Origin of the sequence: Aureimonas sp. D3 (assembly GCF_001463805.1) — a bacterium.
Classification (GTDB): Bacteria; Pseudomonadota; Alphaproteobacteria; order Rhizobiales; family Rhizobiaceae; genus Aureimonas; species Aureimonas ureilytica_A.
On the sequence record NZ_BBWM01000010.1, the window covers coordinates 1 to 16039 of the forward strand.

The 16039-nt window shown below is 66.5% G+C and carries 11 protein-coding genes; 4 read left to right on the top strand and 7 right to left on the bottom strand.

Annotation, left to right across the window (positions count from 1 at the left end; translation table 11 throughout):
• The first annotated feature begins 22 nt into the window (after positions 1 to 22).
• Together ctaD and AUL36_RS03445 are read left to right on the top strand one after the other, a co-directional pair.
• Complete coding sequence (gene ctaD, locus AUL36_RS03440) at positions 23 to 2572, top strand: cytochrome c oxidase subunit I (RefSeq protein WP_062218064.1); 2550 nt, start codon at positions 23 to 25, stop codon at positions 2570 to 2572.
• Complete coding sequence (locus tag AUL36_RS03445; protein ID WP_062218067.1) at positions 2569 to 2916, top strand: hypothetical protein; 348 nt, start codon at positions 2569 to 2571, stop codon at positions 2914 to 2916. The genes ctaD and AUL36_RS03445 overlap by 4 nt, the downstream gene beginning before the upstream one ends.
• A gap of 67 nt (positions 2917 to 2983) precedes the next feature.
• Here the strand turns inward: AUL36_RS03445 and tal are convergent, their stop codons facing one another.
• On the bottom strand, positions 2984 to 3964 hold the full coding sequence (gene tal / locus AUL36_RS03450; RefSeq protein WP_058601460.1) for a transaldolase: 981 nt from the start codon (positions 3962 to 3964) through the stop codon (positions 2984 to 2986).
• Between the two features lie 377 nt (positions 3965 to 4341).
• On the opposite strand from tal, the gene AUL36_RS03455 reads away from it, so the two are divergent.
• Positions 4342 to 6267 (top strand): M23 family metallopeptidase, encoded by a 1926-nt coding sequence (locus AUL36_RS03455; RefSeq protein WP_062218070.1) that lies wholly within the window; start codon positions 4342 to 4344, stop codon positions 6265 to 6267.
• 76 nt (positions 6268 to 6343) lie between these two features.
• On the opposite strand, the gene mgrA is transcribed toward AUL36_RS03455, so the two are convergent.
• The 5 genes from mgrA to AUL36_RS03480 form a co-directional block, all read right to left on the bottom strand.
• Positions 6344 to 7381 carry an L-glyceraldehyde 3-phosphate reductase gene (gene mgrA / locus AUL36_RS03460; RefSeq protein WP_062218073.1) on the bottom strand — a complete coding sequence of 346 codons (1038 nt, stop codon included), beginning with the start codon at positions 7379 to 7381 and terminating at the stop codon, positions 6344 to 6346.
• A gap of 153 nt (positions 7382 to 7534) precedes the next feature.
• Positions 7535 to 8683 (bottom strand): extensin family protein, encoded by a 1149-nt coding sequence (locus AUL36_RS03465; RefSeq protein ID WP_062218076.1) that lies wholly within the window; start codon positions 8681 to 8683, stop codon positions 7535 to 7537.
• Between the two features lie 138 nt (positions 8684 to 8821).
• Positions 8822 to 10219 (bottom strand): L,D-transpeptidase family protein, encoded by a 1398-nt coding sequence (locus tag AUL36_RS03470; RefSeq protein WP_062218079.1) that lies wholly within the window; start codon positions 10217 to 10219, stop codon positions 8822 to 8824.
• Between the two features lie 147 nt (positions 10220 to 10366).
• A complete protein-coding gene (locus tag AUL36_RS03475) occupies positions 10367 to 11755 on the bottom strand; it encodes a chloride channel protein (protein WP_062218082.1) in 1389 nt (462 codons plus the stop codon).
• Between the two features lie 156 nt (positions 11756 to 11911).
• Positions 11912 to 12748 carry an aldo/keto reductase gene (locus tag AUL36_RS03480; RefSeq protein WP_062218085.1) on the bottom strand — a complete coding sequence of 279 codons (837 nt, stop codon included), beginning with the start codon at positions 12746 to 12748 and terminating at the stop codon, positions 11912 to 11914.
• Between the two features lie 119 nt (positions 12749 to 12867).
• Between AUL36_RS03480 and AUL36_RS03485 the strand changes: the two genes are divergently transcribed.
• On the top strand, positions 12868 to 13251 hold the full coding sequence (locus tag AUL36_RS03485; protein WP_244493481.1) for a PRC-barrel domain-containing protein: 384 nt from the start codon (positions 12868 to 12870) through the stop codon (positions 13249 to 13251).
• A 69-nt stretch (positions 13252 to 13320) separates the two neighbouring features.
• On the opposite strand, the gene clpB is transcribed toward AUL36_RS03485, so the two are convergent.
• Positions 13321 to 15936 carry an ATP-dependent chaperone ClpB gene (clpB, locus tag AUL36_RS03490; RefSeq protein ID WP_062218090.1) on the bottom strand — a complete coding sequence of 872 codons (2616 nt, stop codon included), beginning with the start codon at positions 15934 to 15936 and terminating at the stop codon, positions 13321 to 13323.
• Positions 15937 to 16039 lie beyond the last annotated feature (103 nt).

Below are 16039 nucleotides of genomic sequence, written 5' to 3' on the forward strand. Positions count from 1 at the left end.
CCCTCTCGCAGGAGCCCGCGCCTTGAGCGAGACCCCGACGTCGACACAAGCCCCCGCCACGCCACTGTCGCCGGCCGCGCTGCATCTCGCCCTGGAGCGCATCTGGCACACGCCGCCCGGCTGGGGCCGGCTGTCGGCCGTCAATCACACGGTGATCGGCCGCCGCTTCATCATCGCGGCCTTCACCTTCTTCGCCATCGGCGGCGTGCTCGCCATGCTGATCCGCGCGCAGCTCGCCACCGCCCATAGCGGCTTCGTCGGCCCCGAACTCTACAGCCAGATCTTCACCATGCATGGCACGGTGATGATGTTCCTCTTCGCCATCCCGATGTTCGAGGGCGTGGCCATGTATTTTCTGCCCAAGATGCTGGGCGCACGGGACCTGGCCTTTCCCCGCCTCTCGGCCTTCGGTTTCTGGTGCTATGTCTTCGGCGGCTCGATCCTGATCCTCGCCATGCTGGCGGGCTATGCGCCCAATTCCGGCTGGTTCATGTACACGCCGCTCTCGTCCGGCACCTACTCCCCGGGCATCAATGCCGATGTCTGGCTGCTTGGCATCACCTTCGTCGAGATTTCGGCCATGGGCGCGGCGATCGAGCTGACCGTCTCGATCCTGAAGCTGCGCGCGCCGGGCATGAGGCTGGCGCGCATGCCGCTCTTTGCCTGGTACATTCTCGTCACCGCCGGCATGATGCTGGTGGGCTTCCCGCCGCTGATCCTCGGCTCGATCCTGCTGGAGGCCGAGCGGGCCTTCGACCTGCCCTTCTTCGACCCGACACGCGGGGGCGACGCGCTTCTCTGGCAGCATCTGTTCTGGCTCTTCGGCCACCCGGAAGTCTACATCATCTTTCTGCCGGCGGCGGGCGTCATCTCGACCATTCTGCCGGTTCTCGTCGGGCGGGCGATCCTCGGCTATTCCTGGATCGTGGTGGCGGTGACGGCCATGGGCTTCCTGTCCTTCGGCCTCTGGGTCCACCACATGTTCACGGTGGGCATTCCGCATCTGGCGCAGGGCTTCTTCTCCGCCGCGAGCGTCCTCGTCGCGGTGCCGACCGGCATTCAGATCTTCCTCTGGATCGGCACGATGATGGCCGGCCGGCCGAAACTCACCGTGCCGATGCTATACCTTCTCGGCTTCTTCTTCGTCTTCGTCTGCGGCGGGCTGACCGGCGTCATGCTCGCCATCGTGCCCTTCGACTGGCAGGTGCACGACACGCAATTCGTCGTCGCCCATATGCATTACGTGCTGGTTGGCGGCTTCATCTTCCCCATGCTCGCCGCCGCCTATTACTGGCTGCCGCATTTCACCGGGCGCGAGCCGGTCTACAAGGTCGGCATCGTCGCCTTCTGGCTGATCTTCCTCGGTTTCAACGCGACCTTCCTGATCATGCACCTGACCGGGCTCTACGGGATGCCCCGGCGCTATTACACTTACGACACCGGCTATGGCTGGGACCTGCCCAATCTCGTCTCCTCCATGGGCGGCTTCGTCATGACCATGGGCTTCGCGCTCTTCGCGGTGGACATGCTGTTCCAGTTCCGCCTCGGCCGCGTCGCCCCGCGCAATCCCTGGCGCGCCGGCACACTGGAATGGGCGACCGCGACGCCCCCGCCCTCATACGCCTTCGCCGCCCTGCCCGAAGTCGCCTCGCGCGATCCCTTGCACGATGCGCCCGATCTCGGGCGGGAGCTAGCGGCCGGGCAAGGCTATCTCGCGACCCCGCGCAACGGCTGGCAGGAAACGCTGGTCGTCTCGATGAACTCCGGCAGGCCCGAAGCCATCGCCATCCTGCCGCGGCCGACATTCCTGCCGCTTGCGACGGCGGCGGCGATCGGGCTGTTCGTCCTCTCGCTTCTGTTCAAGCTCTACTGGGCTTCCCTCCTTCTACCGCTTCTGGTGCTCGGCCTGTTCCTCGCCTGGACGCCGGCGTCGGGCGCGAAGGCCGATCTCGGTGCCCTGCCCGCCGGGCGCGGCTTGTCGCTGCCAAGCCAAGCGGAAATCGAGCGACCCTTGTCCTGGTGGGCCATGGTCTTCCTGCTTCTGGCCAATGGCACGATCTTCGCCTCGCTCGCCTTCGGCACGCTGTTTCTCTGGCTGGTCGCGCCGGGCTGGCCTCCCGCTGGCGGCTTCGACGCGCCTCTTGTCCGGCTCGCCTTGATCGCTCTCGCCGCGCTGGGCGCCAGCGCCGCCAGCCGGCTGGCGCTGCGCCCGCTCCCGCGCACCGGAGCGCCCTCCCTCTCGCTTCTGGCGCTGGCGCTCGCAGCCCAGGCCATCACAGCCGGGCTGGCGCTGGCGACCATCGCGCAAAGCCTGCCCGCGCCGACGAGCCACGCGGCCTATGCCAGCGTCTCCGCGCTTCTCGTCTATGTCGCGCTTCATGCCGGGCTGGGCATGGTCTTCGCCGGCTTCGGGTTCTGGCGCGTCAAAGCCGGCTATGTCTCGGCCCGGCGCAGCGGGGACCTTCGCATCGGCGCGCTCTGGCACGACTATACGGCGGCGACCACGCTTCTGGCCTGTCTGCTCATCGCGGCGCTGGCCTTCCTCCTGCCGCTGCGGGAGGCCGCGCTGTGAAGCTGGGCCTGCGGCTTCCCTCGCTGATTCTGCTGATCGCGGGCTTCGTGATCTGGAGTTCGGCCTTTGTCGCGCTTTATGGCGCGCTGTCGGTCGGCTGCGCCTTTGGATGGGACACTGCTTCTCTAGGTCCGGTCAGCGCCCTTCGGGCAGTTCTCATCGCGCTCTGGCTCGCGCATCTCGCAGCGCTCGGCGCGCTCTGGTGGCTGTGCCGAATGCGAGCGCAGAAAGCGGGGGAGACCGACGCTTTTCTCGGCTGGGCCGCGCTTCATGCCACTTGGGCCGGCGTGGTGGTGACGATCATCAATTACGGGCCGATCCTCGGCCTGACGCTCTGCCTCTGATTCCAGCGCCTGAAACGAAAACGGCGGCCTGAAGGCCGCCGCTCGACACGTGATGAAGACGTCGCGCTTACTGCGCGGCGACGGCCGCCGGGCCGCCTTCGAGGCGCTTGCCGACGATGCTGCGCAGCTCGCGCAGATCCTTGGCGAAGGAGCGGATGCCCTCAGCGAGCTTTTCGGTCGCCATAGCGTCCTCGTTCAGCGCCCAACGGAAGGTGCGCTCGTCCATCGTGATCGGATCGACCTTGTTGAACGTCTCGGGCGAAAGCTTGCGCTCCAGCGTGCCCTGGTCATTCGCGAGTTCCTTGAGAAGCGCCGGCGAGATGGTCAGGCGATCGCAGCCCGCCAGAGCCTCGATCTCGCCCACATTGCGGAACGAAGCGCCCATGACGACGGTCTTGATGCCGTTGGACTTGTAGTAGTCGTAGATCGAGCGGACCGACAGGACGCCCGGATCTTCCTCAGGCCCGTAGGTCTTGCCGGTGGACTTGGCGTACCAGTCCATGATGCGGCCGACGAAGGGCGAGATCAGGAAGACGCCGGCATCGGCGCAGGCAATGGCCTGGGCCTTCGAGAAGATCAGCGTCAGATTGGTGTCGATGCCTTCCTTCTGAAGGACTTCGGCGGCGCGGATGCCCTCCCAGGTGGCGGCGAGCTTGATCAGGATCTTCTCCCGATCGACGCCGCGCTCCTTGTAGTCGGCGATGATGTGGCGGGCGCGGTTCACCGAGCCTTCCACGTCGAAGGACAGATCGGCGTCCACCTCGGTCGAGACGCGGCCGGGCACGAGTTCGGCCAGCGCGGCGCCGACGGACACCGCGAGGCGATCGGCCACGGCGTTGGCGACGGAGCGGCCGTCGCCGCCCTTGGACTGGCCCCAGCTCAGCGCCTCGGCGAAGGCGTCGTCGAACATGGGCGTGCCGAGCGCCTTCAGAACGATGGTCGGATTGGTCGTGCAGTCCACCGGCCGAAGCTCGCGAACCGCCTCAATGTCGCCCGTGTCGGCGACGACGGTGGTCATCTCACGAAGTTGGTCGAGCTTGGATGCCATCGGATGTTCCATTCGTCGAAGTTGGTGTGAGTCGAAAACGGCGCTGTGTCTCTGATGTGTCGTCCGGGATGCGCAGGCGCAAGGCGGATGACACGAAGTTTCGGCAGAACGCGCCGGATTCTCTGCCAACTTGTTTAGCTCCCAATCCCTTCCACGACAATTCCGCGACGCGCTCGCTCACGTCTTCTCGTGTGGACGGTTCGCACAAACCTTGCCGAAAGGTTGACAGAAGCCGACCCCATCCGCTCTATCTGCAACCGTCAGGGGACCTGTGGCCCGGATGCGACAGTAAAGAGCCGGTATGAGCCGCGCGCTCTTGCCGTCGCGAAACCGCCTCAGTCGGGTTCGAAGCCGGTCGCAGTTCAGACGGGACGTGAATGCACCACGAACGTTACGCCAAACCGGACTTCGGCAATGAGCCGCCGCTGGTCGCCGACCGCCGGCGCAAGCCCGATCGCCGTCAGGTCTCGGCCCGCTGGTTGGCGGGAACGCTGCTGACCGGCATCACCTCCACCGCGCTCATGGGCATCGCCCTCTCGGCCGCCCATGACGGGCACCATATTCTGGTGCGCCCGGCGGTGGTGAGCGTGGCGGCGGCCGCCGTGAGCGATCTCTCGGAAAAGGGCGAGCGCGTCTTCGCGACCCCGATCCCGATCGATCGCAATCGCTCCACCATCGAGGTTCCGACCCTGATCCGCGACGGCAAGCGCGAAGTGCTGCGCACCATGCCCTTCGCCTATGCCTCCATGCTTCTGGGCGCGCGCCATCCCACCACCGGCTCCTATCCTGCCTTCGACGCGATGAAGGTACTGGCCGACGACGACGAGCCCGACACCGCCCCGCCCCCCGAGACGGGCCAGATCTACGAGGCCAAGGTCGAGGCGGACGTGGACGTCTCCATGCAGGCCTTCGACTTCGCCGCCCCGGCCGACAAGTTCGCCGATATCGGCACCAAGGAAGCCGAGCTTCTGGTGCGCGCCGCCGCGCCCAAGCGCAATGCCGCCCCGGTGCAGGTCGCGGCCATCCAGCCCTTCGACGCCAGCCGCTTTGGCGGCGGCATGTCGGATGCCGACGAATATGTGCCAGGCTCGGCCTTCCGCGTCATTCGCGAAAACGTCTCGGTCTCGGCCTCGGAGGGCGCGGGCGAGCGCTCGGCGCGCTATTTCGAGGAAATCGTCCCCTTCCGCGAGGAGCGCTCCATCCAGGACGCGCTGGACGACAGCGGCCACGAAGAGGCGGACGAAGCCGCCGCCAGCCTCGGGCAATTGCTTGGTCGCAACGCGCTGGATGCCGGCGAGGTGCTGCGCCTCGGGCTGGAGCCCGATGGTGACGGCTCGCGCATTGTGCGCCTGTCGGCCTATCGCGGCACGAAACATCTGGCGACCGTCGGGCTGGACGATCATGGCGCGTTCCGCCAGGCGCCCGAGCCGGCGCTCAGCCGATCGGTGGCCGAGGCCTTCGACGAGAACGCCACCGAAGCGCCGCTGCGCCAGAACATGCCGACCGTCTATGACGGCATCTATCAGGCCGGTCTCGCCTATGGGCTCGACAACCGGCTCTGCCAGAAGCTGATCCGCATTCTGGCCGCCGATGTGGATTATCAGGCGCGGCTCGAACGCGACGACAGGCTGACGATTCTCTATTCGCTAGAAGAGGGCAAGCAGACCGCGACGGCCGACTCTCAGATCCTCTATGTCGAGGCCAAGTTCGGCGGCGACACCAAGCGCTTCTATCGCTTCTTCACGCCCGACGACGGGCAGGCCGACTACTACGACGAGGACGGCCGCTCCTCGAAACAGTTCCTGCTCCGCAATCCCGTCCCGAACGGGCGCTTCACCTCCCCCTTCGGCTCGCGCCGGCATCCCATTCTCGGTTATTCGCGCATGCACTGGGGCGTCGACTGGGCCGCGCCGCGCGGCACGCCCATTCTGGCGTCGGGCTCAGGGACAGTGGTGCGCGCCGGCTGGTCCACCGGCAACGGCCAGCAGACCGTGATCAAGCACGCCAATGGCTACGAGACCTCCTATTCGCACCAGAGTCAGATCGCCAAGGGCGTGGTCGCCGGGGCGCGGGTGCGCCAGGGCCAGATCATTGGCTATGTCGGCTCCACCGGTCTCTCCACCGGCAACCATCTCCACTACGAAGTGAGCGTCAACGGAACGCGCGTCGATCCTATGCGCATTCGCCTGCCCAATGGGCGGCAATTGTCGGGCGAGCAGCTGGAGGCCTTCACCAAGGAGCGCCAGCGCATCGAGAACATTCTGAAGGACAGCGCGGCCGAAATGCACGTCGCCGGCCGCTGACGAGCCTATCATCGGCGCATGAAAAAAGGGCGGAGCCGCAAGGCTCCGCCCTTTCTCGTTTGAGGCGATCCGCCGCTTATTCCTGCGGCTTGATCGAGGATTGCGAGCGCCAGAGGTCGATGCCGCCCTCGGTCGCGTGACGGTCGATCTCGGACAGCTCTTCGCCCGAGAAGCTCGTGTTGGCGAGCGCGTCGAGCGAGGAATCGAGCTGCTGCACCGTGCGCGCGCCGATCAGAGCCGAGGTCACGCGCTCGTTGCGCAGGACCCAGGCGATCGCCATCTGCGCCAGCGACTGGCCGCGCCGCTCGGCGATGGCATGCAGCGCGCGGATGCGGCCGATATTCTCTTCCGTCACGAGGCCGGTGGAGAAGGAGCCTTCCTTGGCGGCGCGCGAATCCTGCGGCACGCCGTTCATATATTTGTTGGTCAGCAAGCCCTGCGCCAGCGGCGAGAAGGCGATGCAGCCGACGCCGAGTTCCGTCAGCGTGTCGAGCAGCCCATCCTCGGTCCAGCGGTTGAGCATGGAATAGGAGGGCTGATGGATCAGCAACGGCGTGCCCATCTCCTTCAGGATGGCATGGGCACGGCGCGTCAGCTCCGGCGAATAGGAGGACACGCCGACATAAAGCGCCTTGCCCGAGCGCACGATCTGGTCGAGTGCGCCCATCGTCTCTTCGAGCGGGGTCTTGGGGTCGGGACGGTGGTGATAGAAGATATCGACATAGTCGAGCCCCATCCGCTTGAGGCTTTGGTCGAGGCTGGCGATCAGATATTTGCGCGAGCCGAAATTGCCGTAAGGGCCGGGCCACATGTCCCAGCCGGCCTTGGACGAGATGATGAGTTCGTCGCGATAGGGCCGGAAGTCCTGCTCCATCCAGCGGCCGAAATTCTCTTCCGCCGAGCCGTAGGGCGGGCCGTAATTGTTGGCGAGGTCGAAATGCGTCACGCCCCGGTCGAAGGCGCGGCGCAGGATGGCGCGGCCCGTCTCGTAGACATCCGTCCCACCGAAATTCTGCCAGAGGCCGAGCGAGACGGCCGGCAGATCGATCCCCGACCGGCCGCAGCGCCGGTAGCTCATCGCGCCGTAGCGCTTCTCGTCCGCGATATAGGTCATGACTGGCTTCCTTCCCTTGGGCTCGCCGCGCTCCGCCCAAAGGCTGATTCGAGCGCCGAGCCCCGCGCGGGACTATAAGGGCGAGGAAGATTCTGGAAAGCCGGCGCACGCGGCGTTCGTTGCGCCGGCTGCCGATCCTTCTGCCCTCAGATCCTATCGGCAGTAGGTCGAATCGTGCGACCGCGCGGCGATGTCGAGATGAAGATGCGTGCCGTGATCATTGTCCGTTCCCGGTCCCAGCACCGTGCGGAACGGGCCGCAGGCGGCGCGGCGAATCTTCGCGGCGAAGCGATCCTCCGCCGTACCGGGCTCGGTCGCCTCCACCGGCACGCTCTTGCCGTTGCCGAGTTCGAAGGTGGCGATATCGATGGCGCTGCCGCGCGAATGTTCCGAGATGCGGGACTCGCTCGCCCGCGCCCGGCAGCTATAGGTCGAGGCGTGGCCCAGCGCCGTCACCTTGGCCCCGTCGAACTCTTCCTTCGCGGCCGGCACGACGCCCTCGCTCACCCAGATATCAAGCGCGAGCGCCGTGCGGCACAGAAAGGTCGTGCCCGGCGAGACTTTGACACCCGACGAGAGCTTCGTCAGCGAAACCGGACGCAGGACGCCGCATTCGCCCTCGGCGATCGTCTCGCCCACGGTGAACTCGGCGCCGCGCGCCTTCAACTCCTTCTCGCAGGCGACGGCATCCTCGACGGCGGCGGCGGCCTCCACGGTCTGCGCCGGCGTCACCGCCATCTCGGGAACGGCGGGCGCACCGGGCTCGGGCTCGGTGCGCGCCCTGTCCGGCGGCACATAGGCCGGCTGAGGCTGCGGCTCCGCGGCGGGTGCCTCCTTTCCGGGGTCAGCGGGCTTGTCGGCACCCGGCGCGGGCTTTGCGCTCTCGGCGGGAGTCTGCGTCTTTTCACCGGGCTCGGCGGGCTTGGCTTTTTCGGAGGGCGGCGCGTTGGGTCTGATCTCCGGCACAGGCGCTTGTGGCGCGGGCGTCTCGGAACCCGTCGGAGCCGTATCGGCCGGCGCGGGTTCGGGTCTGGCTTCCGGGATAGGCACGGTGGCTGGGTTCGGCTCGGCGGGAGCCGCTGCATCGCCGCGCGGGTCGCCCGTCGCAGCGCTCCCTAAGTTCACCGTTGCCGGCGTGCCCGCCCGAGCCGGGGCAGCCGATGGAACGGGCGGCTTTTCCTGTGCCCGAGCCGCCGGCGCAGCACCCAGCATCGAACCCGCCGCCAACGCCAGAGCCAGCCCGCGAAGAGTCCGCACGAAGGCCCATCCGCGCGCCTCGGCCCGCATGATCGTCAGTCCCATGGAATCCCCCTCCACCTCGCGCCTCCAACGAGCGTGGCCACGCCGGGGTTCCAGCGAAAGGAGGGTTCGCGCAATCCCGCAAACGAAAAAGCCCCGCCTGTTCGGGCGGGGCTTCGGATCGTCTTCGAGGCCTTGCGGTCAGTCGATGAACTCGACCACCGTTCCGGGCTTCACCATCTTGGCGAGTTCCGTCGCGTCCCAGTTCGTCAGTCGCACGCAGCCATGGCTATTGGTCTTGCCGATCTTGGAGGGCTCGGGCGTGCCGTGAATGCCGTAGGTCGGCTTCGACAGGGCGATCCAGATCGTGCCGACCGGGCCGTTGGGGCCGGGGGGAATGGTCAGGATCTTGTCGTTGTTGCCCTGCTTGAAGTTGATCTTCGGATTGTAGGTGTAGTTCGGATTGAAGGCGATGCGCTTGACCTCCACCGTGCCCGAAGGCGAAGGCGTCGAGGTCGAGCCGATCGAGGAGGGATAGGCGGCGACGAGATGGCCGCTCGCGTCATAGGCGCGGACCTGCTCGCGGCCCTTGTCGGCGATGATGCGCGTGACCTCGCCCGTCACGCCGGGACCCACGGCCATGACCTTGATGATCGTGCCCGGCCGATTGAAGTCCGCTCCGGGATTGATCTCCTTCAGATAATCCTCGTCCATGTGGAAACGCTCGCCCAGCATTTCCGTGACCCGCGTATAGGACATGGCCGGCAACGCGGCCTTGTGGGCGTAGTCCTCGGGGATCGAGGCCAGATAGGGTCCGGCCACGTCCTCGTTGGTGATCGTATAGGAGGTGACGGCCGGGCCGCCCGTCTCCATCAGCTCTTCCATCAAGGCGCGCGCGTCGGTCGCGTCGATCGTGCGGCCGGTCTTCTCGGTATAGGCGGCGACGGCCTTGTCCACGTTGGAGCCGAGGCGACCGTCGATCACGCCCGGCGAAATGCCGGCGCGGCTCAGCAGAACCTGAAGCGCGGCGATCTCGGCCTTGGCGTTCTTGCCCTTGGGGCCGACCACCTTGGGCGCGGGATGGCGCTCGATCATGGTGGAGCCCTCGTGCCCGAGGCTGGAGCCGGGTGGCACGTTGCCGTAGCCGCTACCATCGGGCGCGAGAGAGCCGTTTATGGATTGGTCCGGCGGCGCGTAGCCATCCGTGCCCGGCGCGGGCAGCGGCGCGAACTCGACCGGGCCATCGTTCCAGCCATTGTTCCCGCCCCGCGCATAAGGATCTTCGGCGCGGGCATATTCGTTGCCATTGCCGGCATAGGGATCGGCCTGGGGGCCGTTGCCGCGCGGCACCTGATATTCGACGCCCGGCGGGGCGCGGTCGCGGCGGCGCTCCACGCTGCGGGGGCGCTCCACCGCGATGACGCGGCCGTAGGAATCCACGGTGACGATATTGCCGTTCTCGTCCACGAAGCTTTCGGTGCCGGGCCCGTAATCCTCGTATTGAGCGCCATAGCCTTGCTGCGCGTTGGCCGGAGCATGGGACGCGCACAGGCCCGCCAGCGCCAGAGCGGCCGCGACCCAGAGTCTCGTCTTCACCATATCTCGCGTCCTTTCCCGACCGACGGCGTATGCTGCGCAACGCGTCCGAGAGCAGATAGGGCGTCAGACTGGCGCGAAGATGGTTAACAAGTTGTGAACGAAACAAGACGGCGGCTGGGCGATTTCCCGTGCCGCCGCGTTCTGATCTCACCCTGCACGGCCGTTCTTTGCCTGCCCCGCCTCCTGCTCGGCGGCGCGGCTTCGCCGCAGGATCTCGGCGACGAAGTTGCGAGACAGGGTGTGATAGAGCGGTTCGCCGGAAATGAGGCGGGCCGTGCCGAAACCGATCATGGAGGCCACCAGAAGTGGCATGACGTTGTCGCGCGTCGCCGTCATTTCCAGAATGATGACGAAGGCCGTCATGGGTGCCTGCACCACGCCGGCGAAATAACCGGCCATGCCGAGCGTCGCCGCCAGCCCCATGCTGCTGGTTCCAACCAACAGGCCGAGCGAAGCGCCGAGCCCGGCTCCAACCGACAGCGAGGGCGCGAAGAGGCCGCCCGGAATGCTGGAGGCCATGGACAGGAGCGTCGCGAGAAACTTCCACACGAAGTAGAACGGATCGGCGCCCTGCCCTTCGATCGCGCCACGTGCGATCTCGTAGCCCGTGCCATAGGTCGTGCCGCCCGACAGCAAGCCGACCAGAGCGACGCCGAGGCCGCAGGCGCCCGCCACCGCCACCAGACGCCACAGCTGCCCACGCGCCCAAAGGCGGAAACGCCGCATGATGCCGAGCGCCGCCTTGCTGAACAGCGCTCCGAACGCGCCGCCCACCACGCCGCACAGCAGCACCAGGAACCAGTCGCGCGCATCGTGCACGAGGCCGGTGAACTCGCCGAAATAGGAATAGTCGCCGGTGAGAGCCAGCGAGGCGAGGCCCGCGAGTATGACAGCCGACATGACCAGCGCATTGGTGCGCGCCTCGTAGCCACGGCCCATTTCCTCGATGGCGAAGACGACGCCCGCCAGCGGCGTGTTGAAGGCGGCGGCGATGCCGGCGGCCGAGCCCGCGAGGATCAAGCCGCGCGCATGGGCCATGCCGCCGATGCGGCCGGCGGCCAGCATGATGGCCGCCCCGACCTGAACCGTCGGCCCTTCGCGCCCGACCGATCCGCCGACGAACAGCGCGAAGATGGTCAAGAGGATCTTACCGACCGCGCCCTTCAGCGACAGCAAAAGGCCGCGCTCGTCGTCCCGCTCCATGTGGCGCGCGGCGATGGCCTGGGGAATGCCGCTGCCTTGCGTGAAGGGAAAGAAGCGAGTGGCCAAATAGGCCGAGAGCGCGAAGCCGAGCGGCGGCAGCAGCGCGCGCAGCATGAGCCCCCATCCTCCCGGCGCGCCCGCCAGGGCCGAGAAGGCGCGCTGCGCTTCGTCGGACGCTTTGGCGAAGACGACGCTGACGAGGCCGATGGCGATCGCACCGGCCCAGAAGATCAGGCGGGGGCGCCAGACCCGCCTCGACAACCAGACCGCGCGCGAACGGCGCAGGGTGCGAAGGTGGCGAAGACGACGGGCCGTGCGGGCGTTCGAGGACATCGGCGGCTCTGATCTGGCGGGGCTGCAAGCGCGGAACGCGCGTCCCGCAAGTGCCCCGTCACGTCGCGCGGGATGAAACCGGCGTCAACCCTTCGTGATCGCCCGTCCCATCACATTCGGTCTCGAACGCCGTTTTCTATTCCGTTCGTCACCCGGTCAGATGATCGCGAGTGGCATCTTGCGCTCGGGCGGCGGAAACGCCTCGTCCAGAAGCGCCCAGTCTTCCGCGTCGAGCCGGATGTCGGCGGCCTCGGCATTCTCGCGCACATGCTCCAGCGAACTGGCCTTCGGAATCGCAATCGTGCCGGGGCGGCGCAGCGTGAAGGCCAGCGCGATCTGGGCCGGGGTCTTGTCGTGCCGGTCGGCCACTTCCAGAAGTTCGGGCCGGCGCAGGAGCGAGCCGCCCTGCCCGATCGGTGAATAGGCCATGGTCGCGACGATCCGCTCTTCCAGCCAGGGCAGAAGGTCGAACTCCGTGCCGCGATGGTCGAGATTGAGCAGAATCTGGTTCACGGCGCAGCGATCTCCACCCTCCACGTCCATCAGCTCGTCCATGTCGGACACGTCGAAATTCGATACCCCCCAGCGCAGGATCTTGCCGGCGTCGATGAGGTCCTCCATCGCCGCGACGGTGTCGCCCAGCGGAAAACGGCCGCGCCAATGCAGGAGATAAAGATCGAGCCGGTCGGTGCCGAGCCGCTCCAGGCTCGCCTCGCAGGCCGCGATCGTTCCGCGTCGCGAGGCATGGCTCGGCGCAACCTTGGACACGAGAAACACCTCGTCGCGCCGCCCGGCGATGGCTTCGCCGACCAGTTCCTCCGACGCGCCGTCGCCGTAGATTTCGGCCGTGTCGATCAAAGTCATGCCAAGATCGAGCCCAAGCCGAAGAGCGGCCAGCTCGTCATTCAGCCGCGCGCTCGTCTCGCCCATCATCCACGTGCCTTGCCCGAGCGCCGGGACGCTCGTTCCGTCGGCCAGTTCCACCACTCTCATATCCTGGGTCCTTTCGCGGGAATGCCGTCGGCCCTCCACCTAACGCCCATGCCCGCCAACGGGAACACGCGACCCGTCCGGGCGTTGATAGAAAATGTTCAATTCAGGGAGTGGCCAAGATGTCTTCGACAATGGGAACCGGACCGATCTCCGAGTTACAGGTCGGGGCCGACAACATCGAGGCGAGCCGGGTCAACGGAACGCGCGTCTACAACACGGATGGCGACAATCTCGGTCATATCTATGACGTCGTGATCGGCAAGCGGGACGGGCGCGTGAAATACGCGATCATGTCCTTCGGCGGGTTCCTCGGCATTGGCGAGGACTACCATCCGATCCCTTGGGACGTTCTGAAATATGACGAGCGTCAGGGCGGCTATGTGGTCGGCATCACGATCGACCAGCTGAAGAACGCTCCCCGATACGCCTCCGACACCTCGCCGGATTGGGTCGATCCCGCCTATGGCAAGCGTATCGACGATTATTACGGCGTGTCCTACTGACGTCCACGACATTCCAAACTGAAAGGGGCGGCTCACCGAGCCGCCCCTTTTTTGATATTACGGCGCAGATCAGGCTGCGACGAGATCGCCGCTAGCCGCCGATTTGGAGCCGACGACGTAGAAGTTCAGGCGGTCGGTGCCGCCCGAAATCTTCACACGGTCCTCGTCCTTCACCTGCCCCATCAAGATGCGCTCTGCGAGCGGATCCTGCACCTCGCGCTGGATGACGCGCTTCAGAGGACGCGCGCCATAGGCGGGGTCGTAGCCGCGCTCGGCCAGCCAGTCGCGCGCGCTGTCGTCCAGTTCGAGCACGATCTTGCGCTCTTCCAGAAGCTTCTCCAGCCGCTTCATCTGGATGTCCACGATCGCGCCCATGTCCGCCCGCTTCAGGCGGTGGAACAGGACGATTTCGTCGACGCGGTTCAGGAATTCCGGGCGGAAGGCCGTGCGCACCACGTCCATCACCTGACCCCGAACGGCGTCCACCTCCTCGTCGTCGCGAAGGGCGACGAGATATTCGGAGCCGAGATTCGAGGTCATGACGATCAACGTGTTGCGGAAGTCCACCGTGCGCCCCTGCCCGTCGGTCAGACGCCCGTCGTCCAGCACCTGCAGCAGGATGTTGAAGACATCCGGGTGCGCCTTTTCGATCTCGTCGAACAGGATCACCTGATAGGGCCGCCGCCGGACGGCTTCGGTCAGGACGCCGCCTTCCTCGTAGCCGACATAGCCCGGAGGCGCGCCGATCAGCCGGGCCACGGAGTGCTTCTCCATGAATTCCGACATGTCGATGCGCACCATCGCCGTGTCCTCGTCGAAGAGGAACGTGGCGAGCGCCTTGGTCAGCTCCGTCTTGCCAACGCCCGTGGGGCCGAGGAACATGAACGAGCCGATCGGGCGGTTGGGGTCCTGCAGGCCGGCACGCGCCCGGCGCACGGCCTTGGACACGGCCTGCACGGCCTCGCCCTGCCCCACAACGCGCTTGGCGATCGAATCCTCCATGGAGAGAAGCTTCTCGCGCTCGCCCTGCATCATCCGGTCCACCGGAATGCCGGTCCAGCGGGAGACGACCTGGCCGATATGGTCGGCCGTCACCGTCTCCTCGACCATCGAGACCTTGCCGTCGGCCGCTTCCGCCTCCGTCAGCTCACGCTCCAGCTGTGGGATCTCGCCATAGGCGAGTTCACCCGCGCGCTGATACTCGCCCTTGCGCTGCGCGATGGCGAGTTCGTTGCGCGCCTCGTCCAGACGCTTCTTGAGGTCGGCCGCAAGCCCGAGCTTGGACTTCTCGGCCTGCCACGAGGTCGTGAGCCGATCGGACTCCTCCTCCAGATTGGCCAGTTCCGCTTCGAGCCGCTCCAGCCGCGAACGCGAGCCGTCGTCATGCTCTCGTCTGAGCGCCTCGCGCTCGATCTTGAGCTGCACGACGCGCCGGTCGATTTCGTCCAGCGCTTCCGGCTTGGAATCGACGGCCATGCGCAGGCGCGCCGCGCCCTCGTCCACGAGGTCGATCGCCTTGTCCGGCAGGAAGCGGTCGGTGATGTAGCGGTTCGAGAGTTGCGCGGCGGCCACCAGAGCCGAGTCCGAGATGCGCACCTTGTGGTGCTGCTCGTACTTCTCCTTCAAGCCGCGCAGGATCGAGATCGTGTCCTCCACCGTCGGCTCGGACACGAAGACGGGCTGGAAACGGCGGGCGAGCGCCGGGTCCTTCTCGACATGCTTGCGATATTCATCGAGCGTCGTGGCGCCGACGCAGTGCAGCTCGCCGCGCGCCAGCGCTGGCTTCAGGAGGTTGGACGCGTCCATCGCGCCATCCGCCTTGCCTGCGCCAACCAGCGTGTGCATCTCGTCGATGAAGAGGATGATGCCCCCTTCGGCCGCCGTCACTTCGGAGAGAACCGCCTTCAGCCGCTCCTCGAACTCGCCGCGATATTTCGCACCGGCGATCAGCGCCCCCATGTCGAGCGCCATCAGCTGCTTGTCGCGCAAGCTTTCGGGCACGTCGCCATTGACGAGGCGCAGCGCCAGACCTTCGGCGATGGCCGTCTTGCCGACGCCGGGCTCGCCGATCAGAACCGGATTGTTCTTGGTGCGGCGGGACAGAACCTGGATCGTGCGGCGGATTTCGTCGTCGCGCCCGATCACCGGGTCGAGACGGCCCTCGCGCGCATCTTTGGTGAGATCGCGGGCATATTTCTTGAGCGCGTCATAGCCCTGCTCGGCGGAGGCCGAGTCGGCCGTGCGGCCCTTGCGCAGCTCGTTGATCGCGGCGTTCAACGCCTGCGGATTGACGCCGGCCTTGGACAGGATGTCGGCCGTCTTGGCGCTTTTTTCCATGGCGAGGGCCAGAAGCAGGCGCTCGACCGTCACGAAACTGTCGCCGGCCTTCTTGGCGATTTCCTCGGCGGTCGCGAAGACCTTGGCGGTCGGCGCAGCGAGATAGATCTGCCCGTTGCCGCCCGAGACGCGCGGTAGCGCATCCAGCGCAGCGTCCACGCCGAGGCGCACATCCTTCGACCGGCCGCCCGCGCGATCGATCAGGCCCGAGGCCAGACCTTCGTTGTCGTCCACCAGCACCTTCAACAGATGCTCCGGCAAAAACTGCTGATGGTCACGCGAGAGAGCCATGGTCTGCGCGGCCTGCATGAAGCCGCGAACCCGCTCGGTATAGCGTTCCATATCCATTCGTTTCGTCTCCTTATCAGCTCTCCACCCGCTCGGCGGCATGGAGCCCGTATCCTGGGAGTCGGCTGCCATCCGGCCAGCCGCTGATAGAGCATATGGTGGC